Below are 26213 nucleotides of genomic sequence, written 5' to 3'. Positions count from 1 at the left end.
TCGGCGTCGGTTCAGGTCATAATGGTCAGAATGTTGCCTTTCTGATGGCGTGTTCAAGGTCGTTAATAATATCTTCTGGATCTTCAAGACCCACAGAAAGACGGATAAGCCCGTCGGTAATACCTGCTTTAAGCCGTTCCTCTGGCGCAACGGGCGAATGTGTCATAGACGCTGGGTGCTGAATGAGGGTTTCGGTATCACCGAGACTGACCGCGAGGAGGCACAATTCTACAGAATTGATCATCCGTCTGCCAGCCTCGAGGCCGCCAGCGATTTCGAAGCTGATAATTCCTCCTGGCAGGCTCATCTGTCGCTGGCCCAGCTCATACTGCGGGTGTGAAGACAAGCCAGGATAATAAACGCGGGTAATGGATGGATGCCCCTCGAGGAAGCGGGCGATTTTCAATGCGTTTTCACAGTGGCGTTCCATACGTATACCCAGTGTTTTAACGCCGCGTAGCGTCAACCACGCGTTGAAAGGACTCATGCAGCCGCCGGTGATATCTTTCAGACCAACAAACCGCGCCTGGTCAATAAACTCCTGCTTACCAACAATGATCCCGCCAATCACGTCTCCGTGACCGTTGATATATTTAGTGACGCTGTGCACCACAATATCCGCGCCTAGCTGTAAAGGCTGCTGGCAGTACGGTGACATAAAGGTGTTATCCACCACCAGCAATGCGCCTTGTTGATGGGCGATACCGGCTACCGTTTCAATGTCGACCAGCGACAGCGTCGGGTTAGCGGGCGTTTCGATATACACTACTTTGGTTTCCGGGCGCATGGCGGCGCGGATTTCTTCAGGCTTTGCCGCATCGACGAAGCTGACGTTAATCCCAAACTTCGGCATGCTGTGCGACAAAAACGCGTGGGTACAGCCGTAAATCGCGCTGGCGGAAACGATATGGTCGCCCTGCTGGCACAACGTCAGCAGCGTGGTGGTGATGGCAGAAATACCGGATGCGGTTGCCAGCCCGGCTTCACCTCTTTCCAGTACCGCCAGCTTTTTCTCCAGCGCATCGGTGGTGGGGTTACCCAAACGGGTGTAAATGTACCCGGATTCCTCGAGCGCAAAGCGGGCGGCACCTTGTTCGGCGCTGTCAAAAACAAACGTTGAAGTCTGGAAAATAGGCGTACTGAGCGCGCCAGTAGAAGGGTCGGGTTGTTGCCCCGCGTGAACGATCTGGGTGTTGAATCCGTAAGTACGACAGTCAGACATGATATCTCCTTTGATTCGGAACAGAACAGCTCACAGTCAAATAGCAATCGCTGTGCCAGAAAATGAAGGTATATATATCAATGAGATATGTCTTTTTCTGTATTGAAGAGCGGCAGGAATGTTGCCAACTGGCAAGAATCTTTCCAGCGTAATGGTGAGAAAACAGGTGAAATGCGAGGCGCTACGCAGAGCCGTGTATTGCGCAGTGATATGGCAAGTGGGCTACCGTAGAATCAGCGGCAAGCCGGGAATTCCCGGTGAGGCGCAATGTTGCGGGGGCTTGATCCCCGGCGGCATCGGTTGCTGGAAAGAGAAAACCCCCGCACGTTGTTCGGTATAAACCTGGCAACAAAACGGGGGCTAACTTGAACCTGAACAACTCAAGAATAGCCGCGAACAGTTGCCATTGCAACACAGGCGGCTATATGACGCTCGCACAGTTAGGCGTGGCCTTCTGGCACGATTTAGCGGCTCCGATCATCGCTGGCATTATTGCCAGCCTGATTGTGAGCTGGCTGCGTAACAGGAAGTAATGCACCTTGCGGGCGTCTGTCTGCCGTGATGGCAACATGCGCCCGAACCAGGCCGCAGGGGGGGGAACCTTGCGGCCTTTTTCGGCTTAAATGCAGATAAATCTCGTCGCCAGGTGCCTATCCGGTCGGGATAATGCATGCTGGGAAGTTTTCAGATACCGCCTCTCTTAATACCGCTACGATCGGGTATACTCTGACGGCAGTTTCGTCTATCCGTGGAGAGTCAGTTTGCGTGTCAGTCGCTCGTTAACAATTAAGCAGATGGCAATGGTTGCGGCCGTTGTCATGGTGTTTGTGTTTATTTTTTGCACCGTTTTGTTGTTCCATCTGGTCCAGCAGAATCGCTACAACACGGCTACGCAACTGGAAAGTATCGCTCGCTCCGTCCGTGAGTCTCTGTCGGGCACGATCCTGAAAGGGGATATTCCCGAAGCAGAAACTATTTTAAGAAGTATTCGACCAGCAGGCGTGGTCAGCCGCGCCGATGTGGTGCTTCCCAATCAGTTTCAGGCGCTGCGGATGAGCTTTATTCCTGAACGCCCGGTTCCGGTTACGGTGACTCGCCTGTTTGAACTTCCGGTACAAATTTCGCTGCCGGTCTATTCTCTTGAGCGTTCAGCGAATCCGCAACCGCTGGCGTATCTGGTGCTGCAGGCGGATTCGTACCGTATGTACAAGTTCGTGATGAGTACGCTCTCCACGTTAGTGACCATTTACTTACTTCTCTCGTTAATACTCACGGTAGCCATCTCATGGTGTATTAACAGATTGATTTTGCATCCATTACGTAAAATTGCGCGTGAGCTGAACGACATTCCCCAGCAGGATCTGATTGGCTATCAGCTGGCATTGCCGCGTCTGCATCAGGACGACGAGATTGGCCTGCTGGTGCGTAGCTATAACCTCAATCAGCAACTGATTCAGCGCCGCAGTGAAGAGCAAAGCGACCATTCAATGCGGTTCCCGGTTTCTGAGCTGCCCAACAAGTCGTTTCTGATGGCGCTGCTGGAGCAGGTTGTGAACCGCCAGCAGACTACGGCGTTGATGATTGTCACCTGCGAAACCCTGCGTGATACCGCGGGTGTGTTATCCGAGACCCAGCGGGAAATCCTGCTGCTTACGCTGGTTGAAAAGCTGAAGTCAGTATTGGCCCCCAGAATGGTGCTTACCCAGGTGAGCGGCTATGACTTTGCCATCATCGCACATGGTGTGAAAGAACCCTGGCACGCTATTACGCTAGGTCAGCAAGTGCTCACTATCGTTAACGAGCGATTACCGATTCAGGGCATTCAACTCCGTCCAACCTGCAACATTGGGGTGGCGATGTTTAATGGCGATTTGACCGCAGAACAGCTTTACCACCGCGCACTCTCAGCCGTGTTAACGTCACGTCACAAGGGTAAAAACCGGATTCAGTTCTTTGACCCGTTGCAGATGGAAGAGGCGCAACAGCGTTTGACGGAAGAGAACGATATTCTTACCGCGCTGGATAACCATCAGTTTGCGCTCTGGATGCAGCCGCAGGTGGAGATGTCCAGCGGTAAGGTATTGAGCGCAGAAGCATTATTGCGAATGCAGCAGCCAGACGGAAGCTGGGAGTTGCCAGAAGGGTTAATCGACAGGATTGAGTCCTGTGGCCTGATGGTGACGGTCGGTTACTGGGTGCTGGAGGAGACATGTCGCCAGCTGTCAGCCTGGCAGGAACGCGGCCTGATGCTGCCGCTCTCGGTGAACCTGTCTGCGCTGCAGCTGATGCACCCGAGTATGGTGTCGGATCTGCTGGAGTTGCTAAACCGCTATCGCATCAAGCCTGGGACGTTGATTCTGGAAGTGACCGAAAGCCGGCACATTGATGATCCTAACGCCGCTGTGGCTATTTTACGCCCGCTGCGCAACGCGGGCGTGCGTATCGCGCTGGACGATTTTGGTATGGGGTATGCGGGCCTGCGGCAGCTGCAGCACATGAAGTCGCTCCCGGTGGATGTACTCAAAATCGATAAGATGTTTGTCGATGGTGTCCCTGAAGATTGCAGCATGATCTCCGCCATCATTCAGTTGGCGCATAGCCTCAATTTGCAGATGATCGCTGAGGGCGTCGAAACCGAAGCGCAACGCGAATGGTTATCACAAGCGGGGGTAGAAGTGGCACAAGGGTTCCTGTTTGCCCGGCCGGTTCCGGCGAATATCTTCGAAGAACGTTATCTGACGCCGAAAAACGCTGATTACAAAAGTTAAAAAAGGTCTCGCTTGTGCGAGCCAGCTCAAAATTTTTAACATTTCTGTATCAATTATGATCCAGGCGCATTTCTGTCATGTTGTGTGGGTGTTACTTTAAGGCCGCAGGTTAAACAAAACCTTACAAGACCTGTGGTTTTTACTTTAAGGACACCCTATGAAAACCTCTATATTCAAAAGCCTTTACTTTCAGGTCCTGACAGCAATTGCCATAGGTATTCTCCTTGGCCATTACTACCCTGAATTAGGCGCCCAAATGAAGCCACTTGGTGATGCTTTCGTGAAGCTCATCAAAATGGTCATCGCACCTGTCATCTTCTGTACTGTCGTAACCGGCATTGCAGGCATGGAAAGTATGAAAGCCGTAGGCCGCACCGGTGCGGTTGCACTGCTTTATTTTGAAATTGTCAGTACGATTGCGCTGATCATCGGCCTTATCATCGTCAACGTGGTGCAACCCGGTGCCGGTATGAACGTCGATCCGGCGACGCTGGATGCCAAAGCGGTTGCGATTTACGCCGAACAGGCAAAAGACCAGGGGATCGTAGGCTTCCTGATGGATATTATCCCGGGTAGCGTCATTGGCGCGTTCGCCAGTGGCAACATCCTGCAGGTATTGCTGTTTGCGGTTATGTTTGGTTTTGCGCTGCATCGTTTAGGTAGCAAAGGCCAGATGATTTTCAACGTGATTGAAAGCTTCTCGCAGGTTATTTTTGGCATCATCAACATGATCATGCGCCTGGCGCCGATCGGTGCTTTCGGTGCCATGGCCTTTACCATCGGTAAATATGGCGTCGGGACGCTGGTGCAGTTGGGTCAGTTGATCATCTGTTTCTACATCACCTGTATTCTGTTTGTGGTTGTGGTGTTGGGCTCGATTGCGCGCGCAACCGGCTTCAGCATTTTCAAATTCATCCGCTATATCCGTGAAGAACTGCTGATCGTTCTGGGCACCTCTTCTTCCGAGTCCGCGCTGCCGCGTATGCTCGATAAGATGGAAAAACTGGGCTGTCGCAAGTCGGTTGTCGGGTTGGTTATACCCACGGGCTACTCGTTTAACCTTGATGGGACATCAATCTATCTGACGATGGCGGCGGTGTTTATCGCTCAGGCCACCAACAGCCATATGGATATCTTCCATCAGATAACCCTGCTGGTGGTGCTCCTGCTCTCTTCAAAAGGTGCTGCGGGTGTGACCGGGAGTGGCTTCATTGTTCTGGCCGCGACTATCTCCGCTGTGGGCCATTTACCGGTTGCTGGTCTGGCGCTGATTCTCGGTATTGACCGCTTTATGTCTGAAGCCCGTGCGCTGACTAACCTGGTCGGTAACGGTGTGGCAACTGTTGTAGTAGCGAAATGGGTGAAAGAACTGGACCATAAAAAGCTGGATGATGTGCTGAATAATCGTGCGCCGGATGGCAAAACGCACGAAATATCCTCTTAATCTCTCCACTTATTCCCGTAGTCCCTTCCAGGACTGCGGGCGTTTGCGCATAATTAACCCCTGTGCCTGAAACTGCCGATTCGGCGGCGTCGGGATTTTTTCACTTCCTCCGTGACATTTTTATGTTCTTGCGGTCTAACACGAAGTGTTTTTAACGTCATATTCAGAGAGTCCTCTCGCGGGCTGTCTTTTTATTTCCAGGATAGTTGATCAGGGGTTCACATGCAGGGCACAAAAATTCGACTTTTAGCGGGCGGCTTGCTGATGATGGCCACTGCCGGCTATGTGCAGGCAGATGCGCTCCAGCCTGACCCGGCGTGGCAACAGGGCACGCTGGCAAATGGGTTACAGTGGCAAGTTTTAGCCACTCCCCAGCGCCCCAGCGACCGTATTGAGGTTCGCCTGCTGGTCAATACCGGTTCACTCACCGAAAGTACACAACAGAGTGGTTTCAGCCATGCGATCCCGCGTATCGCACTGACGCAAAGCGGTGGCCTCGATGCTACGCAAGCCCGTTCTCTGTGGCAGCAGGGGTTCGATCCCAGTCGTCCCATGCCGCCCGTTATCGTTTCCTATGATTCCACGCTGTATAACCTCAGTCTGCCTAACAGCCGCAACGATCTGCTGAAAGAGTCACTTTCTTATCTGGCGAATATTTCCGGTAATCTGAGCATCACCCCTGAATCGGTCAATCATGCGCTGAGTAGCGAAGATATGGTTGCAACCTGGCCGTCAGATACCAAAGAGGGATGGTGGCGCTATCGTCTGAAGGGATCGACGCTGCTGGGTCACGATCCTGCCGATCCGCTGAAAACGCCTGTTGATGCGACGAAAATCCAGTCCTTCTACCAGAAATGGTATACCCCGGATGCGATGACGCTGATTATCGTCGGTAACGTAGATGCGCGCAGCGTGGCTGATCAAATCAATAAAACCTTCGGCGAATTAAAAGGTAAACGCGAAACGCCTGCGCCGGTACCCACGCTCTCTCCGCTGCGTGCAGAGGCCGTAAGCATAATGACCGATGCGGTACGTCAGGATCGCCTGTCTATTATGTGGGATACGCCGTGGCAGCCGATCCGTGAATCTGCCGCGCTGTTACGTTACTGGCGCGCTGATTTAGCCCGTGAAGCGTTGTTCTGGCACATTCAGCAGGAGCTCACCAAAAACAATGCCAAAGACATTGGCCTTGGCTTTGACTGTCGGGTGCTGTTCCTGCGCGCGCAATGTGCCATTAACGTTGAATCACCGAACGGTAAGCTGAACGCGAACCTCAGCACGGTTGCGCGTGAGCTGGCCAAAGTGCGCGATAAGGGGCTGCCGGAAGAAGAGTTTAATGCGCTGGTGGCGCAAAAGAATCTGGAACTGCAGAAGCTGTTTGCCACCTATGGTCGCACCGATACCGATATTTTGATCAGCCAGCGTTTGCGCTCGCTGCAAAACCAGGTCGTAGATATTGCGCCTGAACAGTATCAGCGTTTACGTCAGAGCTTCCTGAACAACCTGAGTGTTGAGATGCTGAATCAGGACCTGCGTCAGCAACTGTCGCAAGATATGGCGTTAATTCTGTTGCAGCCGAAGGGTGAACCTGAATTCAATATGAAGGATCTGCAGGCGACGTGGGATAGCATTATGGTGCCGGTTACCGCCGCGGCAACGTCGGTAGAAACGGATGAATCACATCCTGAAGTGACGGACATCCCGCCGGTGCAATAAGGGAATCGTGACCTGCAGGCCGGACGCGACGTTAACGTCTAATCCGGCCTGCCAGAACGCCAGATTACTGCGGCATGGCGTCGCGAGGAATAATCGCCCCGCGATGCTGAATAACGGTGCTTGCCGTCAGGTGCCCGCGTTTTGCGGCATCAGCGGCATCGCCACCGGTCAGACGTACCGCCAGATACCCGGCGCTGAAGGAGTCTCCCGCAGCGGTTGTATCGATAACCTTCTCTTTCGATAGTTTTACGGCCGGAACGTCGATGAGTTCTTCGCCTACGATGGAAACCAGGCAAGAGTCAGCACCGCGTTTCACAACCACTTCCTGTACGCCAGCCGCGTGAGTACGGGCAATCACCTCGGCAACCGGTTTTTCACCCCACAGCGCGTCTTCATCATCCAGCGTCAGGAACGCGATATCGGTGCATTCCAGCATCTGCTGATACACCTGCTGGGTCTCTTCTTTACTGCTCCACAGACGTGGGCGGTAGTTATTGTCAAAAATGACCTTTCCACCGTTGGCACGGCATTCTTGCAGCAGCGACAGCAGCTTGTCACGACTTGCCGGGCTTAAAATAGCCAGGCTGATTCCGCTCAGATACAGATAGTCAAATGTCGCCAGTTCTTCGCAAATAGCGGCGGACTGTTCGCTCTCAAGCCAGAATTTTGCGGCGGCTTCATTACGCCAGTAATAGAAGGTGCGCTCGCCGGTGCTATCGGTTTCAATGTAATAGAGGCCCGGCAGGCGGTTTTCCATGCGTTGGGTTAATGAGGTATCCACATTTTCGCTCTGCCAGGATTCCAGCATTTGTTGGCTAAAACTGTCGGTACCCAGCGCAGTCACATAGTGTACGGAAAGTGCCGCAGCATCGACCTGACGGGCGATATAAACGGATGTATTCAACGTGTCGCCACCGAATCCGCGCTGAACGTCAGCGCCTTTCTGTGACAGCTCAATCATGCATTCGCCAATCACGGCAATCTTTCTGGACATAGTCGTAACCTGCTCTGAAAAAAATTAGCGTTAGTGTGCGCTGTGGGTGTTAAGTGGTCAACTATATTAAAACATCGTTCCATTATTTTTTTGAGCCAGCACGTGTTCTGTGTCGTTTTTTGCCGCTTAGTTTCTATTTTGCGTAGGGCTGAACGTAAAGTTCTTCGCCTGAGCGCCGATAACCTTTGACGAGTCCGGTCAGTCACACTCTTATTTACAGGACATCTCAGATGATAAAGCAGGTTACCCAGCAGCTAATTACGCTCGATGCGAGTATTGAAAACTTGCAGGAGAGACGCTATTGGCTGCAGTGCGAGCGTGCTTACACCTACCAGCCGATTTATCTGACCAACGGACGGCTGATGGCCGTTGAGCTGCTGACCGTCGTGAGCCATCCTGAAAACCCCTCCCAACGTATCGCACCGGACCGCTATTTCGCCGAAGTGGCCGTACGACATCGTGTAGATGTGGTGAAAGAGCAGCTTGTACAGCTTGAACAAAAAGGGGCGTTTTTCAAAGCCAACGATCTGCTGGCATCCGTGAATGTCGACGGGCCAACGCTGATTGCAATGCGCCAGGATCCCGAAATCCTGAAAATCATCGAATGTCTGCCGTGGCTGCGCTTTGAACTGGTGGAACATATCCGCTTGCCGAAAGGCTCGTCGTTCGCCTCAATGTGCGAGTTTGGCCCGCTCTGGCTGGATGATTTTGGCACCGGAATGGCAAACTTCTCGGCTCTGAGCGAAGTGAGTTACGACTATATCAAAGTGGCGCGGGATCTGTTTGTCATGCTGCGCCAGACGCCGGAGGGCCGCAATCTCTTTACGCTGCTGTTACAACTGATGAACCGCTATTGCCGCGGTGTGATTGTCGAAGGCGTTGAAACGCTGGAAGAGTGGCGTGATGTGCAAAACTCACCGGCTTTCGCTGCGCAAGGCTATTTTCTCTCTCGTCCAGTGCCTCTGGATACCCTTGAAGACGTAATTCTGTCGCTTTGATAAGGATGTAGAACGCCTCCTTTTCCTCTGCTGGACTATCTTTAGGACAGGCAAGGAAGAAAGTAAGGAGGTTAAACATGACGAGAACAGGCAAAATAACCACTTCAGTAATAGGGGTTTTCTTGTTGTTGATCGTCGTACTCATCATCGTGATTGCGACATTTGACTGGAACCGGCTCAAACCGACCATCAACCAGAAAGTCTCTACGGAACTCAACCGTCCCTTCGCCATACGGGGTGACCTGGGCGTGGTTTGGGAACGCCAAAAACAGGAAACCGGCTGGCGTAGCTGGGTCCCGTGGCCGCATGTTCATGCTGAGGATATCATCCTCGGCAACCCGCCGGACATTCCTGACGTCACCATGGTGCATCTCCCGCGCGTTGAAGCCACGCTCGCCCCACTGGCGTTGCTGACAAAAACCGTCTGGCTCCCGTGGATCAAGCTGGTAAAACCCGATGCACGGCTTATCCGCCTGTCGGAGAAAAACAATAACTGGACCTTTAACCTGGCAGGGGATGAAAACCGCGATCCCAATGCGCCGCCATCAGCCTGGTCTTTCCGGCTGGATAACATTCTGTTCGACCAAGGGCGCATCGCCATTAACGATAAGGTGACGAAGTCAGAGATTGAAATCCTGGTCGATCCGCTGGGTAAGCCGTTGCCCTTTAGCGAAGTGACTGGCGCAAAAAGTAAAGAGAGCAACGCCCACATTGAGGACTACGTGTTTGGTCTGAAAGCGCAAGGCCGATATAACGGCGAACCGCTAAGCGGTAGCGGGAAAATAGGCGGAATGCTGGCGCTGCGCGGTGAAGGAACCCCTTTCCCGATTCAGGCTGATTTCCGTTCGGGTAATACGCGTGTGGCGTTTATGGGTACGATAAACGATCCGATGAATATGGGCGGGGCGGATCTGCGGCTTAAATTCTCGGGAGATTCGCTAGGGGATTTGTACGATTTGACCGGCGTGCTGCTCCCGGATACGCCGCCGTTTGAAACCGACGGACATCTGGTCGCGAAAATTGACCCGGAAAAATCCTCTGTTTTTGATTACCGCGATTTTAATGGCCGAATTGGCGACAGCGATATTCACGGAACGCTGGCCTATACCACCGGTAAGCCGCGCCCAATGCTGAAAGGGGATGTTGAGTCACGCCAACTGAGGCTGGCTGATTTGGGGCCGCTGATCGGTGTGGATTCAGGCAAAGGGTCGGAGCGGGCTAAACAATCTGAACAGCGCAAAGGTGAGAAGAGCGTCCAGCCAGCGGACAAGGTCTTGCCGTATGACCGTTTTGAAACTGACAAATGGAACGTGATGGACGCTGACGTACGTTTCAAAGGACGGCGTATTGAGCACGGCAGCAGCCTGCCGATCAGCGATCTCTCCACCCATATCATCCTGAAAAATGCCGACCTGCGCCTGCAGCCGCTGAAATTTGGCCTCGCGGGAGGCAGCATTGTCTCCAGCATCCATCTGGAAGGGGATAAAAAGCCGATGCGGGGGCAGGCGGACATCCAGGCTCGCCGCCTGAAGCTAAAAGCGCTGATGCCGGATGTGGAGCTGATGCAGAAAACGCTCGGTGAAATGAACGGTGACGCCAGGTTTAGCGGGAGCGGAAACTCGGTAGCGGCGCTGCTTGGTAACAGCAATGGCAACCTGAAGCTGCTGATGAACGACGGTTTGATCAGCCGGAATCTGATGGAAATTGTTGGCTTGAATCTGGGCAACTATCTTGTTGGACAGATATTTGGTGATGACGAGGTGCGGGTGAACTGCGCGGCGGCGAATCTGGATATTGTTAACGGCGTAGCCCGCCCGCAGATTTTTGCCTTCGACACGGAAAACGCGGTCATTAATGTCACTGGTACGGCGAGTTTTGCGTCGGAGCAACTGGATTTAACCATCGATCCGGAGAGCAAAGGCATTCGTATTATTACCCTGCGTTCGCCGCTGTATGTTCGCGGCACCTTTAAGAATCCGCAGGCCGGCGTGAAGGCCGGGCCGCTGATTGCGCGCGGTGCGGTTGCTGCCGCGCTGGCAACGTTGGTGACGCCTGCGGCGGCCTTGCTGGCGCTGATTTCACCTTCTGAAGGGGACGCTAATCAATGCCGGACCATTTTGTCGCAAATGAAGAAGTGATTTTTGCCGTTGTCGGATGGCGCTAACGCTTCACTTCTGCGGCCTACATTTCATGCTCAACGTAGGCCGCAGACGGTGGTTACAGCCAAAGAATCACAATGATTGATGGCGGGTTTCGTGGGTTAACAGCAGCGCAATCAGCGTTAACGCCGCCATTGATGCCAGATACGTACCGACCGCCGCCAGGCCGTAATTCGCCTGCAGCCATGCGGCAATGTAAGGGGCAACGGAAGCACCAAGAATCGATGAAACGTTGTACGAGAACGACGCCCCCGTGTAGCGCACTTCGGTCGGGAACAGCTCCGGCAGTAGCGCGCCCATCGGACCAAATGTCAAACCCATCAGGCTCAAACCAAGCAACAGGAAGGCGAACACCAGCACCGGATTGCCAGAGCCGAGCAGCGGTTTAAAGGCAAACAGCGCAAACAGAATAATAAGCGTGGTGATGATGAGCATGCTCTTGCGACGACCAAACGCATCGGCCAGCAGGCCCGCCACCGGCACCATGACGCCAAAGCCAATAACCGCCATCATCAGCATCCACAACACTTCATTACGCGGTAGGCCAAGCCCTACAGGCGCCGCGGCGGTGCTGAACGTCATGGAATAGACGGTCATGATATAGAACAGCGTATAGGTCGCCAGCATGATGAACGTGCCGAGGATCGTCACGCGGACATGTTTTGTCAGCAGGGTACCCAGCGGGATTTTCACCTGTTTTTTCGCTGCAGCCACTTTGGCAAAGACCGGGGATTCATGCAGCGAAACGCGAACGTACAGACCGATAATCACCAGCACCGCAGAGAAGATGAACGGTACGCGCCAGCCCCAGCTCATAAACTGCTCGTCAGTCAGCAGCCAGGAGAGCAGCAGGAAAGTGCCGTTGGCGAAGAAGAAGCCGATAGGTGCGCCCAACTGCGGGAATGATCCGTACAGCGCGCGTTTACGCGGCGGTGCGTTTTCCGTCGCCAGTAACGCCGCGCCGCCCCATTCACCGCCCAGTCCTAAACCCTGACCAAAACGCGCCAGCGCCAGCAGCAGCGGGGCGAAAATACCGATAGTTTCATAGCCCGGCAGCAGGCCAATGACAACCGTCGAGATCCCCATAGTGAGCAGTGAGGCAACCAGCGTGACTTTACGCCCTACGCGATCGCCAAAATGCCCGAACACAGCAGAACCGATAGGCCGTGCCACAAAGGCGATAGCAAAGGTGGCAAGGGACTGCAGCGTTGCCGCGGTCGGATCCCCCTGCGGGAAGAAGATATGGGGGAACACGATCACCGCGGCGGTGGCGTAGATATAGAAGTCGAAGAACTCAATGGCAGTGCCAATGAGTGAGGCGACGACGACTTTATTGCGCGAGTTTACCGGGGTATGTTCCTGTTCGTTGTCGAGCGTTGTGGCTGTTGCTTGCATAATATTTTCTTATTTTTGGTCGAACGAAAGGCCATATTACGCACAGCAAAAGAGACATTTCAATCTGTAACAAACCTTGCGATTGGTCAAAAACGGAGCAAAAAGGGGATAATTTTTAGGCTGGAGATTTCACTTCCATGAAATGCTTCACATAATTTAAAACTTGGATGATAAAACTGGTTTTTGGTTAAACAAAAGTTACGAGCTGGATTTTAATTCTGATAATGCGCAGAATTTCGACGTAAGCATTGGGTTGGCCGGATAAGCGCAGCGTTATCCGGCAGTTAACAAAGATTAGCGGTGGGTTTTCCCCGGCATTCGCGGGTCGTCTTTGTACTCTGCTGTGGCAATCCAGGCAGCGCAAAACAGAGTCAGACGGGCGAAGAAGTAGAAGAATGCCATCAAGCCAAGTACGGAACCAAACGCCGCGCCTGACGGCGATTGCACCAGTGATGGCAGCGTGTACGTCATGATCATTTTGATGACTTCAAACCCCAATGCTGCGATAAACGTGCCGCGAATGAGCGCTTTTTTGCGCGGTCGGTGACGCGGTAGCCGCCAGAAAATCCAGAAGAACAGCAAGTAGTTGGCGAAAATAGAGATGGTCAGGCCGATCAGCCGCCAGGCGGGCTTCAGCCATTCGATGCCGTCGAGATACAGCGCAGAGATAATCATCTGCTGGGCGGAACCGGCGATGGAGGTAATGGACAGCGTAACAATCAGCGCAATCAGTAAGCCAATCAATGAGACAAAATCACGCAGATATTTGACCCAAATTTTTTCCTGATCCTGTGGGGTCCGCTCCCAGACATCCCGCGACTGGGCACGAATAGCTTCGCGCAGGTTTCCCATCCAGTTAATTCCGGAATAGAGCGCGATGGCAAGACCCACCAGACCGACGGTGGTTCGTTGCTGAACGGCGGTATTGATGGTGTTTTTCAGCGTGGAGGCGAGCGTCGGATCGCTGACGTTGAGCAGGATTTTGCTGAAGATATCCTGCAACAGCGTAGGGTGCGAAGCGAGAATAAAACCCGCGGCGGCAAACGACACCATCAGGATAGGGATCATCGACAGAAACGAGAAGTAGGTAATGGCGGCGCCAAACTGATTTCCCATACGATCGTTAAATCTCTCCGCGGCGCGAATCAGATGGGCAATCATGGGCTGGCGTTGAATTTTATCGGCGAAGGTCAGGGCGGTTTTCAGCGCCTGGTTGGTCTTACCGTTGGTTTCTGTATTCTTACGCTCCAGGGTCTCAATTTTTGGGATTGGTGCGTGCTCAAGTTCCTGAATGGGGCGTTTAATCTCTTTTTCCTGCGTCATCAGGGCAGTAATCCTTGTTCTGTTCATTCTCAGGACAGTATAGCTTGTCAGTCCACATAGTCTTTCATCACGCCGGTCAGCCATTCCATAAACAGATGTACGCGGCGGGAGAGGTTACGGCGATGCGGATAGATCAATGAAACCGGTAATGGTTCGGCGCGATATTGCGGCAATACTTCAATCAGCGTACCGGCGCGCAGGGCATCACGCACGCCCACGCGCGGTACCTGAATAATGCCCAGACCGGCAAGACATGCCGCATGATACGTTTCGGTACTGTTCACCGTCAGCATGCCGCCGGTTTTAACCCATTTAGCTCCGTTGTCTGTCGCCACTTCAAAGCCTTGCGCACGTGTTCCCAAATTGACTGAGTAGTGCACCACCGCATGCGAGGCTAAATCTTCCAGGCTTTCCGGATAACCAAAGCGGGCGAGGTATTGCGGGCTGGCGCAGTTAATCTGCGTGAGTTTCCCCAGCGGGCGCGCAATCAGCCCTGAATCTTTCAGCGTCCCCACGCGTACCACACAGTCGAAGCCTTCGCGGATCAAGTCCACCAGGCGGTCGCTGCTGCTAAGTTCGAGCTCAAGCCCCGGATACTGATGCAAGAAGGCCGGTAAGCGGGGCATCACCAGATTTCTCGCCACACCAACCGGCATATCGATGCGCAGCTTGCCGCTGATGCTGGCCGGGTCGTGATGGAATAGCCCATCCAGTTCATCGAGATTGCTCAACAAATCTTTCGCTCGTTCGTAATAGATCATGCCGTCTTGCGTGAGCTGAACGCGGCGGGTTGTGCGGTGCAACAACTGTGTGCCCAGATGATTTTCCAGGGCCTGGATTTGACGCGATACGCTACCTTTAGGAAGTCCGAGGGTGTCTGCCGCGCGCGAAAAGCTCTCCAGTTCTGCGACGCGGATGAACAACTGCATTGCGTGAATTTTATCCATTCTCATGCCCTATTGTTGTTCTAAATGAAACAGTAATGCGCAGTAAGCGGTATTTATTGTTCTTCTACCACCTAATAAGCTTTGTCTCAATCTTCACAACACCTGAAATGAGGTTTCTTATGACGCAACGTATCGCATTGGTGACCGGCGGCGGCCGTGGACTCGGTAAAAACGCGGCGCTAAAGCTGGCGAGTAAAGGCATTGGTGTCATCCTGACGTGGAACAGCAATGAAAAAGAAGCACAGCAGGTTGTGGATGAAATTCGCCAATCTGGCGGTAAAGCTGTAGCATTACCGTTGAACGTCGGAAATATTTCCACTTTCCCTCAGTTTGTCAAACAGGTGCAGGAAACCCTACAAACGCACTGGCAAAGCGACACCTTTGATTATTTATTGAACAATGCCGGAGTTGGCATTAACGCACCGTATCCGGCGTTCACTGAAGCGCAATTTGACCAGCTTTTGGACATCCATTTTAAAGGACCTTTTTTCCTGACACAGAACCTGCTGGCGCTGATCAACAACGGCGGACGCATTCTTAATGTCTCGACCGGATTGTCGCGCTTTGCGCTACCGGGTTACAGCGCTTACGCTGCCATGAAAGGGGCGATGGAGGTGTTAACCCGTTATCAGGCGAAAGAGCTGGGAGAGCGCGGCATTACGGCGAATATTATTGCGCCTGGGGCAATCGAGACGGATTTTAGCGGCGGAAACGTGCGGGATAATGCGCAATTGAATGCCTACATTGCATCGCAGACGGCGCTGGGGCGTGTTGGGTTACCGGACGATATTGGCGACGCCATTGCTGCGTTGCTCAGCGATGAGCTGGCCTGGATGACGGCACAGCGTATCGAAGTCTCTGGCGGGATGTTCCTGTAATTGACCGCCTCTAACTTAGCCTTTTGAGCAATAGAAAACTGGCGCGCCATCAGAAATCAAAATATAGCTGGTGGCGTTTGCCGGTATTATTTGGAATCTGATACTGCGATCAGCGGTGCTGAAAGAGAGGGGGGATAAACGTTCTGAAGAGTTCATTCTTCTTCGGGAGTGGATTTGTTGTATCAGAAACCATGATCACCTTCCCATTCTCATGCCCGAATGATCATTTAATGCGATATTTTGTTTTGTAACATATTTGTCTGTTATCGTGAGTTTCTTATTTTTAGCTAAGAATATAAACTCCGAATTATTAATATTAGTAATCCAGGGTTGAACATCAAATATTAAGGATTTTCTGAATATTTGACCCCGATTTTGATCCTTTGTGTGATTCTTTGGTTTCAGCTGTAACTATTTATAACGTCTGCTTCTTTCTTCTCCGTCTATCGGTAAAATGGCCTCCGCCAAATGGTGACTTCATATTTTGCCCCTCGGATAATACCCTTCCGCGTGTTAAGGCTAATATCTTATTCAGACGGAGATAAATAATGCAGTTAATAATGTTTGACAGGCAGTCAATATTTATTCATGGAATGAATGTAATTTTGCAAGAGCGTATTCCAGGAGTGAATGTTCAGGGTGTCAGTCAGGCAGATGATCTTTGGCGGACGCTGGAAGACAATCCTGATGCACTGGTAATGCTGGATGGAGATTTTGACGCTGAGTTCTGCCGTAGCTTGCTGCAACAGATAGCAGAGCGCTTTGCGAAGGTAAAAGTGCTGGTAACCGCAACGGACTGCCGTAAAAAATGGCTACAGGAAGTCACGCAATTAAACGTGCTGGCCATTGTTCCGCGCGATTCTGATGCGGAAACCTTCACGCTGGCACTCAATAGCGTCGCGATAGGTATGATGTTTATCCCCAGAGATTGCATCACAGCGACCGAATGTGGCGGGCAAAATATCAGATTGCTCAGCGCGCGTCAGCGGGAGATTCTGACGATGCTGGCCGCCGGAGAATCTAATAAACAAATTGGTCGATTATTAAATATCAGCACCGGAACGGTAAAAGCCCATCTTGAATCGCTGTATCAGCGCCTGGAGGTAAAAAACCGTACGCAGGCGGCAATGATGCTAAACGACACCCTATAATGGGCAAATATTTCACAGTCAGACTGTTTCTGGCTGTGAAATAGCCCCCGGCCAGAATTCAGCAGTGCAAAACCGGCTAATCCCCACGCTGAGCATCCATGCAATTAACGCTTCCTGTTGAAAACGATCTTGTATTTGCGGCATTTCCTTATGGATGAATGCCTCGCAGATATTTATATCCGCGAGCAGCAATGTTTCGGCCTGCATCAGCATAATTGGGGCATCAAAGGATTCATCTGCGGTGATTTCGTGCCCGTAGCCAATGACCCAGATCCCCTTTTTGTCCTGATACTTTTCCAGCGACAGGCCCTGCCATTGCTTAATAAATGCGATACAGGCGGGCGTGAAATGCGTCGAATGCAGCGGCATAATAATCTCTGTACAAAGAGACCTATTTTAAGAAACACACCCCGTTACGCCAGCCGCCATCCAGCCATTTTTTACAGCAAAACGCCTGATGGCGCGGGCGGCTGATATTCATGTTTTAACAGGCCGAAAATCCAGTCATCATGCCAGGTTTGATGTAGCCAGTAGCTTTCTCGCAGCGTGCCTTCGAGAATGAACCCGACCTTTTCCAGTAGACGCCGTGAGGCATCGTTTCCTGCGGTGACGCAGGCCGTCAGTCGGCGTAGTCCTCCGGCGGTAAACGCATAATCGCAAACGGCATGCAGGGATTCAGCGCCATAACCTTTGCCCTGCGCCTCGGGAGTGAGCAGAAAGCCGACCTCGGCACATTCATTTTTATCCTGAATATATCCGGTTACCCCAAGCGGTACGCCCGATGCCTTATCGCACAGGACCAGGCACAGCCAGTGTGGACTGCCGGGAGACCATTCAGGCAAGCGGGAGTCAAAGACTGTCCGTATCTCCTCTTCGGTACGCGAGTCAGCGACAAAGCGCATCACATCTGCGTTCTGCTGTAGCGTTAAGAAAAACGCCCAGTCGTCATGTGTGAGCGGGCGGCAGATAAAACGCGAGGTTTTCAGTACAGGCACAGGCTTATCTCCAGAATAATTTTCAATGATTGTGTGGAAGTCACTGTAAAACATATTTATTTGCTATATGAATGTGTTTTAGTCTGTGGCGGCACAGCGCTGCATTTAAAAAAGATAACTACACACCATTGTGAGGCCGCACTTTTTGGGTCCTTTTAGGGAAGATAATGACCAATAGCGCGTTACAGGCGACATGTACACCATTCGAACATTGTTTGGGGATAATCCGGCAGGCCTCGGTAGAAATTTTGCTGATGCTTGGCGTGCGCGTCGCAGAGGGTAAAGATCCACGCTGGTTTCTCGAGCAGCTTGACCAGGCGCGATTGAATCTGGGAGGTTGGGGTGTTGTCGCCAGGCGGTTGCAGATGAATGACGCGCAATTGAGTCAGTTCACGTTGCGGCTACGCCATCTTCAGCAGAGCGTGCCGCAATATGAAAATGGCCAGGACGTCAGTGAAAACCAGCTGATTTCTGCGCTGCGCTTTGTCGCTTCTCTGGAACAGTTGCGCCAGCAACAGCCCCTCCTGAAGTATCCAACCGAGATTGAACGTGCAGAGCCGGATGCGCAGATGCGGGCGCAGCGTCAGCTTCGCGCAATAGAATTAACCCTCAAATCCCTCATTGCGCGGGTATGGCCGGATCAACATCCGCTCAACAGCTTCCTGAAACAGCACTTTGGCGGTGAACGTCTGCGTCGCTGGTTGAAGCTGGGGGAAAGTCGGGATGCGCTGGACGGCATGATGTTTAGCGAACTGGCGCTGATGGTTGTCGATAAGAAGTTATTCGTTCGGCATTTTAGCGAGATTTTTAACGACACCTCGGTGCTCATGTCGTTTGTTGAGCCACGTATCACGCTGAGGATGTTCCTGGATGACTGCCGCCTGGCCCGTAACTGCGTTATCGCGCAGCAGCCGCTAACCTCAGTACAGCTGCTGTTGCTGGATTGCCAGTACCGACAGATTACTCACCCTGTGCAGCGGGCATTTGAAGAACGGCGTACGCGCATTAATCCTGCGTCGTATCTGGCGTCCGATGAGGCGACGGTTCGCCAGTTTTGGGAAAACGCAAAGCAAAAAGACGAGCAGGCGGGGGGCGATAAACAGGAAATCGCAGACAGTATCGATCCGCCGGAGAAGCGGGCCAGGCGCACGGCGGAAGAACGTGAACAGCTGATTTCCGGCATGTTGTGGGTAGCGGTCGGTGTGATGGTGCTGGTGATTTCGCTGGGCGCGTTCTGGTTATTCACTTCGCCAGCGCCACAAGCGTCTTCCGGGCTATCCGTTGAAATCGTGCAGGAGGAGCCACGGCGTGATGCCCCTGGTGCGCGGGAGTCGGTGACCCGAATGGGCATCACCTGGGATGCCTTTAACATGCGCGCGGCTATCGAGCGCAACGACACCCGTGTGACGTCACTTTTCCTACAGGGCGGGATGGACTGGAAGCTGGCGTGGACGGAGCAGGCATTCTCGGCAGGCAATACCGAGGTGTTGAGGCTGCTGCTGCGTTACCCTTCGCAGATGAGTGAGAGTAAGCCATGTCGGCAGTTTATGACCACGGTCAGCCATGCGATGGCGAATGGGGCGTCACTCACATCGCTGCATAAAAGCTATCTGCAAAGTTTTTGCTCGGTGCCGGCGGTTGTCGCGCGTCAGCAGTATGACCTTGAACAGGCCGAGCTACGCGTTCGCGCGCAGCCAAGCCCAGAGAACAAGAAATGGCAAAAAATTCACGCCGAACTGTACGATGCGATTAACTGACGGTCTGATAATTCAGACCGTCAGCTGCTAGGGTTCGCCATACAGACCGATGAGTCGGCGCACCACGCCATTGGTCCAGCCAAAGCCGTCCTGTAACGGATATTCGCCGCCGCCGCCTTCGCGCGGCGCGGCGTCGGCGATGTGGTATTTTTCGATAAGCTTGTGGTGTTCCTGATAAAAGAGATTCACCGTTTTCAACCAGTTACGGGCAATTTCATCCCCGAGATGGTCGTCGCCGTAAAGTTTGAAACCTTGGATCGCCATCCATTGCAGCGGCGCCCAGCCGTTGGGTTTATCCCATTGCTCACCCGTTTCATGCTCCGTGGCTAAAATCCCTCCGGGGGTTAGCAGGCGACTGCGGACCGCATTGGCAAGTCGGTCGGCTTGTTCATGCGTTGCCATGCCGACATACAGCGGCACAATACTGGCGGCAGAGAACAGGGCCATTTGTTCGCGCCGCCAGTCGTAATCGCGATAGCAGCCGTTTTCATCGTCCCAGAGATAGCGATTCACCGCATCGCGGCGGTCATTGGCTTTCTGGCGAAACTGCGCTTCAGTTTCTTTGTCGCCTTTCAGTGCGGAAATATTGGCGATAGTGCTCTCCAGCTTGTAGAGGAACGCGTTCAGGTCAATAGGGATGAACTGAGTGGTGCGTATGCTGGCAAGACGGCCTGCATCGCGTAGCCAGCGCGAGGAGTAATCCCAGCCGGAGGCCGCGCCCGCGCGCAAATCCCGATACACTTCATTGGGTGGGCGACCCGAATGCTTGGCGGTCTCGACGTCTTCAAGCCACGACTCATCGCGCGGCGTATCACGATCGTCCCAATAGCGGTTGAGCAGGGAGCCGTCCGACATTCTGATCACGTGACGGTAGGCCTGGTTGAGTACCAGGGAATCTGCGCCATCCATCCAGAACGCGTACTCCATTTTTAGATGATCAAGGTAACGACGCGCGCCGCGTACGCCATCCTCTTCAAACAGTTCGACCATCAGCGCAAAGACCGGCGGCTGCGAGCGACTCAGGTAGTAAGTACGGTTACCGTTCGGGATGTGACCATAGTTTTCAATCATCCAGGCAAAGTTGTCCGCCATACATTTCAGCAGATCTTCGCGACCGCTCTCCGCCAGACCCAGCATGGTGAAGTAGGAATCCCAGTAGTAGGTTTCACTAAAACGTCCGCCGGGCACAATATATGACTGCGGTAACGCCAGCAGCGAGGACCAGGGAATGTGGTCCTGTGGTTCGCGCGTCAGCACCGGCCACAGTTGATCGATATGCTCTTTCAGCGAATTTGCCGGGTCAGAAACATATTCACTGGAGGGCGTTTCCGGGAGCCAGAAGTGGTTCTCGACGAAGCGTCGCAGATCAAAGTCGCGGTGGCGTTTAACCTTGCGATAGCGGATCAAAATATCCAGCGGATCCATTTTCGGTGCACAGTCGGGGAAGGTTTTGCTATCGGCAAACAGTTTCGACGACTGAACGTGTTCGAACAGCTCGAGGTAACGATCGGCGGGAGTTAACGCATCTGAGGCGGGTAACCCTTCAATCATCTCCGGTTCAGGCTCCGCCTCAATCATTTCATCCAGCTTTAACTCGCACGGATCCATTTCATAAAGCAGATCGATGTCGATCGTCATTTCTTCAGAAGGGGCGTGGGGTAGTTTCTGGTTGAGCATAATGCGAAAGACCTCCGATGGACGTTGAAAGATTAAGGCTATTGCCCGCTCGTCAATTAAGCGTAGACATTCGCTTCGGTATCTGGTGAGTAAAGCGTGCGGTCGATCACATTTTAGTGCTGCGCAATATCCAAAAAATAAATCTATCCTAATGAAAATAATGAATAATTCTGAATTCTGCACAACCTGAGGATATTCCATTTTCAGAACATTCGATTGCAACGAGGTGTGAACACAACCTGGTAACGTTTAACTCTATAATAGGTACAGGCTATTCTATCGATAGTTCTCCTCCATGTAATTGCTTGATACTTATCAAAATAGTAATCCCCTCATTTCCTATGATGGTCAGGTCTGACAAAGACTGTCTATTAATTATTCTAATTTTCTGGGTCACAATAACTCACAACGGTGAGGGTAAAATAATGAAAATCATTACCCGTCTTACCGTGATTGCCATAGCTGGCGTCGCGATTTGTTATTTTGGATTATCCGGTTATGTGTGGTATCACGATAATCAACGGAGTAAACAGGCTGATGTTCAGGCCTCTACGCTGGAAGAAAATAATAAAGTACTAGGGTTCTTACGTGAAAAAGGATGCGATTATTGTCACACTCCTTCGGCTGAACTACCTTTCTATTCTTCTTTTCCCGTCGCTAAGCAGTTGATGAATTATGATATTCAACTGGGATACAAATCATTCAATCTGGAGGCCGTTCGTGCGGCGCTGGTCGCGGATAAACCCGTTTCGCAAAGCGATCTGAATAAAATTGAGTGGGTGATGCAGTACGACACCATGCCGCCGACGCGTTATACCGCACTGCACTGGGCTGGCAAGGTAAGCGATACGGAGCGAGCAGAGATCCTGGGCTGGATTGCGAAACAGCGTGAGCAGTACTACGCCAGTAACGATACTGCCACGCAGCATCGTAATGAACCTGTACAGCCGATACCGGAAAGCATTCCGACCGATGCCCGCAAAGTAGCGCTTGGTTTTACGCTTTACCATGACCCGCGTATTTCCGGCGACAGCACGATTTCTTGTGCGCACTGTCACGCCCTGAATGCGGGCGGCGTGGATGGCCGGAAAACGTCAATCGGTGTAGGCGGCGCGGTTGGCCCTATCAATGCGCCAACGGTATTTAACTCGGTCTTTAACGTTGAGCAATTCTGGGATGGCCGTGCGCCAACACTGCAGGCGCAGGCCGGTGGTCCACCGTTGAACCCTATCGAAATGGCGTCTAAATCCTGGGATGAAATTATCCAGAAACTGGATAAGGATCCGCAACTTAAGCAAGAGTTCATTGCCGTTTATCCGCAGGGGTTCAGTGGGGATAATATTACCGATGCGATTGCTGAATTTGAGAAAACGCTGATTACGCCAAATTCGCCGTTTGATAAATGGCTGCGTGGTGATGAAGCGGCCTTAACCGCTCAGCAAAAACATGGCTATCAGTTGTTTAAAGATAATAAGTGCGCGACCTGTCATGGCGGTATTATTTTAGGCGGACGTTCATTTGAGCCATTGGGGCTGAAAAAGGACTTTAATTTCGGCGAGGTCACTGCTGCAGATATTGGCCGCATGAACGTCACCAATGAATTACGTGACAAGCTGCGTCAGAAAGTCCCTGGATTGCGTAACGTTGCGCTGACTGCGCCTTATTTCCATCGCGGTGATGTGCCTACGCTCGACGGCGCGGTAAAACTGATGCTGCGTTATCAGGTGGGTAAAGAACTGCCTCAGGAAGATATCGACGATATCGTGGCATTCCTCGAAAGCCTTAATGGGGTATATACACCGTATATGCAGGGTAAATAATTTCTCTGTGGTCCAGATTCGGACGTAAAAAAACCGACTTCACGTCGGTTTTTTTACGCTTCAGCCCGAGTTGGTGGTTCTGGCCGAAGTGAGAGTTCCATCATCTAACGCTTCAATCGTATTACCTTACCGGTAGTATTGCAAGAATACGCTGGTTGTTTTGATTAAAATAACTGTATACTTATCCAGTTAGCTCTGAAGCATTTTCATTCCGGACGCGCGCTAAACGCTTTCTAAGTCCTGATCGGCTGTACGGGTGGTGCCGTTGGCCGATGCTCTGGCCGGAGTGAGAGTTCCATCATCTAACACTGGGACATGCGCCGTGACAGGCAATGGATGAGTAAGCGGATGCATTCTCACTCCATCTGATGGAGAAGACGGGTGATTGATAAAGCAATCATCGTTCTGGGAGCGTTAATCGCGTTGCTGGAGCTGATCCGCTATCTGCTGCAACTGCTGAACTGATAGCGGAAACGTAACTAAGGGCAAAGAGCTAACCCCTCTTTGCCCTTTAACATTCATGAAGCGCGATTAACGCATGGTCACGAACTCTTCAGATGCCGTTGGGTGAATGGCAACGGTGTTATCAAAGTCTTTCTTGGTTGCGCCCATTTTCAGAGCGACCGCGAAGCCTTGCAGCATTTCATCCATCCCAAAACCAATGCCATGAATACCGACAATCTTCTCTTCCGGGCCGACGCAAACCAGCTTCATGCGGCACGGCTGACGGTGGGTGGTGACAGCGGTATACATCGCGGTAAACGATGATTTATACACTTTCACCTGATCATCGCCGTGCTGTTCGCGAGCCTGCTGCTCGGTCAGGCCCACGGTACCAATAGGCGGATGGCTGAAGACCACGGTCGGGATGTTGCTGTAGTCCAGATGCTCGTCCGGCTTGTTGTTAAACAGACGCTCGGACAGACGGCGGCCCGCGGCAACGGCAACCGGCGTCAGCTCAACGGCCCCGGTGTTATCGCCGACGGCATAAATACCCGGCACGCTGGTGTTCTGGAATTTATCGACGACGATGTAGCCTTTTTCGTTGGTTTTCACGCCAGTAACCGCCAGGTTGAAGTTGTCGGTGGCAGGTTCACGACCGATCGCCCAAATCAGGCAATCTACCGTTTCGCTACGACCATCTTCCAGTTGCAGGGTCAGGCTGCCATCAGCGTTTTTAACGACCGCTTTTGGTATCGCGTGAGTATGCAGAGTCGGGCCTTCGGCGTTCATCACCTCAACGAGCGTGTCGACAATCATCGGGTCGAAGCTGCGCAGCGGCGCGTGTTTACGCACGAACAGATGCGTTTCTGCGCCCAGACCGTTAATTACGCCCGCCAGTTCAACGGCGATGTAGCCTGCGCCAACAACGGCCACGCGTTTTGGCAGCGCGGGCAGCTCAAAGAAACCGTCGGAGTCGATACCGTATTCCACACCCGGAATGCTCGGATGGCTCGGGCGACCACCGGTAGCAATCAAAATATGATCGGCAGTAATGGTTTCACCGTTCACTTCAATGGTTTTGGCATCCACAAAGCGGGCAAAGCCTTTAATCACATCGACATTATTTTTGCCCAGCACGTTGTCGTACGAGGTATGAATGCGATCAATATAAGCGGTGCGCGTGGCGATCAGTTTATCCCAATCGAACTTATTGATGGTGGTGTCGAAACCGTAATCCGGCCCGTACATGTGGATTGCTTCGCGGACCTGTGCGGCATGCCACATCACTTTTTTCGGTACGCAGCCAACGTTAACGCAGGTGCCGCCTAGCTCTTTGGCTTCAATCAGCGCGCATTTCTGGCCGTACATTGCTGCACGGTTAATGGAGGCAATACCGCCGCTGCCGCCGCCAATAGCGATGTAATCATAGTGCTTGGTCATGACCGCTCCTTCATGTTCATTGTAGGGCGGAGAAGCGTTACGCCATCCGCCAAAATATTCGCGATTGTATACCTGAAATTAAAAGGTTCCACCGATGACTGCGATTACTCCGGCACGATCCAGCTTACCGACGTATGACCGGTTCCTGCCGGAACCAGTTTGCTGTGCAACCACGGCAGGACACTGTTCATCTGCTGCTCCAGCTTCCACGGCGGGTTTATTACAATCATACCGGACGCCGTCATGCCGCGCTGATCGCTGTCCGGACGCACCGCCAGCTCAATCTGCAGAATTTTGCGGATACCGGTGTCTTCCAGGTCGTGGATCATGCGTTTGATTTGCTGGCGCAGAACTACCGGATACCACAGCGCATAGGTGCCGGTTGCGAAACGCTTATAGCCTTCGTTAATACCGGTCACCACCGCCTGGTAGTCGCTTTTGATTTCGTAGGGGGGATCGATAAGGATCAGCCCGCGACGGGAAACCGGCGGTAATTTTGCTTTTAGCTGCTGATAACCATCGGCTTTGGCCACGCGTGCGCGCTCATCTTTCTGGAATTCGCCGCGCAGCAAAGGAAAGTCGCTCGGGTGCAGTTCCGTTAATTGCAGGCTGTCCTGTTCTCGCAGCAGCTGGCGAGCAATTAACGGAGAGCCGGGGTAATAGCGCAACTGGCCGCTACGGTTGAAGTGCTTCACCACGCCAATGTAGGGTTCCAGTTCGGCAGGCAAATCGTCCTGCTGCCAGATACGGGCGATCCCTTCCAGATATTCACCGGTACGTTCGGCATGCTCACTGCTCAGCTGATAACGGCCTGCGCCAGCATGGGTATCCAAATAGAGAAACGGTTTTTCTTTCTCTTTAAGCGATTCGATGATCAGGCTCTGGACGGTGTGTTTAAGGACGTCGGCGTGGTTGCCAGCGTGATAACTGTGGCGATAACTCAGCATGGGTAAACGTGTTCCAGGTTATAAACGTAGGCCCGAAAACAGCGCAATATCGGGCGAAAATAAAGCGTATCGCCACAGTATACAGAAAAGTCGTCACTGCCGCGAAAGCGCAACGCCTGGCATTGAAATCCTCTACAC

21 protein-coding genes are annotated in these 26213 nt (G+C 52.5%); 11 read left to right on the top strand and 10 right to left on the bottom strand.

The features are described from left to right. Window positions 1–25: 25 nt before the first annotated feature. The gene (gene megL / locus WC7_RS03240; RefSeq protein WP_003023295.1) at window positions 26–1222 is read right to left on the bottom strand and encodes a methionine gamma-lyase; all 1197 of its coding nucleotides are present in this window, start codon (window positions 1220–1222) and stop codon (window positions 26–28) included. 425 nt (window positions 1223–1647) lie between these two features. On the opposite strand from megL, the gene WC7_RS26870 reads away from it, so the two are divergent. The 4 genes from WC7_RS26870 (at window position 1648) to WC7_RS03260 (ending at window position 7150) form a co-directional block, all read left to right on the top strand. Beyond that, window positions 1648–1755, top strand: coding sequence for a type I toxin-antitoxin system toxin Ldr family protein (locus WC7_RS26870; RefSeq protein WP_016154898.1), 108 nt, complete (start codon window positions 1648–1650; stop codon window positions 1753–1755). Between the two features lie 228 nt (window positions 1756–1983). Beyond that, a complete protein-coding gene (hmsP, locus tag WC7_RS03250; protein WP_016154897.1) occupies window positions 1984–3990 on the top strand; it encodes a biofilm formation regulator HmsP in 2007 nt (668 codons plus the stop codon). 157 nt (window positions 3991–4147) lie between these two features. Beyond that, window positions 4148–5434 (top strand): C4-dicarboxylate transporter DctC, encoded by a 1287-nt coding sequence (gene dctA, locus WC7_RS03255; RefSeq protein WP_003023301.1) that lies wholly within the window; start codon window positions 4148–4150, stop codon window positions 5432–5434. A 222-nt stretch (window positions 5435–5656) separates the two neighbouring features. Continuing rightward, window positions 5657–7150, top strand: coding sequence for a M16 family metallopeptidase (locus WC7_RS03260; RefSeq protein ID WP_016154896.1), 1494 nt, complete (start codon window positions 5657–5659; stop codon window positions 7148–7150). Window positions 7151–7214: 64 nt separating this feature from the next. Here the strand turns inward: WC7_RS03260 and WC7_RS03265 are convergent, their stop codons facing one another. After that, window positions 7215–8144 (bottom strand): 2-dehydro-3-deoxygluconokinase, encoded by a 930-nt coding sequence (locus WC7_RS03265; RefSeq protein WP_016154895.1) that lies wholly within the window; start codon window positions 8142–8144, stop codon window positions 7215–7217. Between the two features lie 230 nt (window positions 8145–8374). On the opposite strand from WC7_RS03265, the gene pdeH reads away from it, so the two are divergent. Both pdeH and WC7_RS03275 read left to right on the top strand, forming a co-directional pair. Next, window positions 8375–9142, top strand: a complete 768-nt coding sequence (gene pdeH, locus WC7_RS03270; RefSeq protein WP_016154894.1) for a cyclic-guanylate-specific phosphodiesterase — start codon at window positions 8375–8377, stop codon at window positions 9140–9142. Window positions 9143–9219: 77 nt separating this feature from the next. Next, window positions 9220–11280 (top strand): AsmA family protein, encoded by a 2061-nt coding sequence (locus tag WC7_RS03275; RefSeq protein WP_016154893.1) that lies wholly within the window; start codon window positions 9220–9222, stop codon window positions 11278–11280. Between the two features lie 93 nt (window positions 11281–11373). Here WC7_RS03275 and WC7_RS03280 read toward each other — a convergent pair whose 3' ends face one another. The 3 genes from WC7_RS03280 to WC7_RS03290 form a co-directional block, all read right to left on the bottom strand. Next, window positions 11374–12696 (bottom strand): MFS transporter, encoded by a 1323-nt coding sequence (locus tag WC7_RS03280; RefSeq protein ID WP_003023312.1) that lies wholly within the window; start codon window positions 12694–12696, stop codon window positions 11374–11376. Window positions 12697–12990: 294 nt separating this feature from the next. Beyond that, window positions 12991–14019, bottom strand: a complete 1029-nt coding sequence (gene yhjD, locus WC7_RS03285; RefSeq protein ID WP_016154892.1) for an inner membrane protein YhjD — start codon at window positions 14017–14019, stop codon at window positions 12991–12993. Window positions 14020–14066: 47 nt separating this feature from the next. After that, window positions 14067–14966, bottom strand: coding sequence for a LysR family transcriptional regulator (locus WC7_RS03290; RefSeq protein WP_016154891.1), 900 nt, complete (start codon window positions 14964–14966; stop codon window positions 14067–14069). 119 nt (window positions 14967–15085) lie between these two features. Here WC7_RS03290 and WC7_RS03295 point away from each other — a divergent pair, with 119 nt between their 5' ends. Continuing rightward, window positions 15086–15844, top strand: a complete 759-nt coding sequence (locus WC7_RS03295) for an SDR family NAD(P)-dependent oxidoreductase (RefSeq protein ID WP_016154890.1) — start codon at window positions 15086–15088, stop codon at window positions 15842–15844. 548 nt (window positions 15845–16392) lie between these two features. Further along, window positions 16393–16995, top strand: a complete 603-nt coding sequence (locus WC7_RS03300) for a helix-turn-helix transcriptional regulator (RefSeq protein WP_016154889.1) — start codon at window positions 16393–16395, stop codon at window positions 16993–16995. Window positions 16996–17013: 18 nt separating this feature from the next. Here WC7_RS03300 and WC7_RS03305 read toward each other — a convergent pair whose 3' ends face one another. Then, window positions 17014–17364 carry a glycoside hydrolase family protein gene (locus WC7_RS03305; protein ID WP_016154888.1) on the bottom strand — a complete coding sequence of 117 codons (351 nt, stop codon included), beginning with the start codon at window positions 17362–17364 and terminating at the stop codon, window positions 17014–17016. A 71-nt stretch (window positions 17365–17435) separates the two neighbouring features. Next, complete coding sequence (locus WC7_RS03310; RefSeq protein ID WP_016154887.1) at window positions 17436–17990, bottom strand: GNAT family N-acetyltransferase; 555 nt, start codon at window positions 17988–17990, stop codon at window positions 17436–17438. Window positions 17991–18157: 167 nt separating this feature from the next. On the opposite strand from WC7_RS03310, the gene WC7_RS03315 reads away from it, so the two are divergent. Further along, a complete protein-coding gene (locus WC7_RS03315; protein WP_016154886.1) occupies window positions 18158–19747 on the top strand; it encodes an STY4199 family HEPN domain-containing protein in 1590 nt (529 codons plus the stop codon). A gap of 27 nt (window positions 19748–19774) precedes the next feature. Here WC7_RS03315 and WC7_RS03320 read toward each other — a convergent pair whose 3' ends face one another. Then, window positions 19775–21424, bottom strand: a complete 1650-nt coding sequence (locus WC7_RS03320; RefSeq protein ID WP_016154885.1) for an alpha,alpha-trehalase — start codon at window positions 21422–21424, stop codon at window positions 19775–19777. A gap of 425 nt (window positions 21425–21849) precedes the next feature. Between WC7_RS03320 and WC7_RS03325 the strand changes: the two genes are divergently transcribed. After that, window positions 21850–23244, top strand: coding sequence for a cytochrome-c peroxidase (locus WC7_RS03325; RefSeq protein ID WP_016154884.1), 1395 nt, complete (start codon window positions 21850–21852; stop codon window positions 23242–23244). Window positions 23245–23625: 381 nt separating this feature from the next. Beyond that, a complete protein-coding gene (dinQ, locus tag WC7_RS26865; protein WP_003837776.1) occupies window positions 23626–23709 on the top strand; it encodes a damage-inducible type I toxin DinQ in 84 nt (27 codons plus the stop codon). 66 nt (window positions 23710–23775) lie between these two features. On the opposite strand, the gene gorA is transcribed toward dinQ, so the two are convergent. Together gorA and WC7_RS03335 are read right to left on the bottom strand one after the other, a co-directional pair. Further along, a complete protein-coding gene (gene gorA, locus WC7_RS03330) occupies window positions 23776–25128 on the bottom strand; it encodes a glutathione-disulfide reductase (RefSeq protein WP_016154882.1) in 1353 nt (450 codons plus the stop codon). 104 nt (window positions 25129–25232) lie between these two features. Beyond that, the gene (locus WC7_RS03335) at window positions 25233–26075 is read right to left on the bottom strand and encodes a 23S rRNA (adenine(2030)-N(6))-methyltransferase RlmJ (protein ID WP_016154881.1); all 843 of its coding nucleotides are present in this window, start codon (window positions 26073–26075) and stop codon (window positions 25233–25235) included. Between the last annotated feature and the right edge of the window lie 138 nt (window positions 26076–26213).

The organism is Citrobacter sp. KTE151, assembly GCF_000398845.1.
Lineage (GTDB): Bacteria > Pseudomonadota > Gammaproteobacteria > Enterobacterales > Enterobacteriaceae > Citrobacter > Citrobacter braakii.
This window is presented reverse-complemented; position numbering and strand designations above follow the sequence as displayed.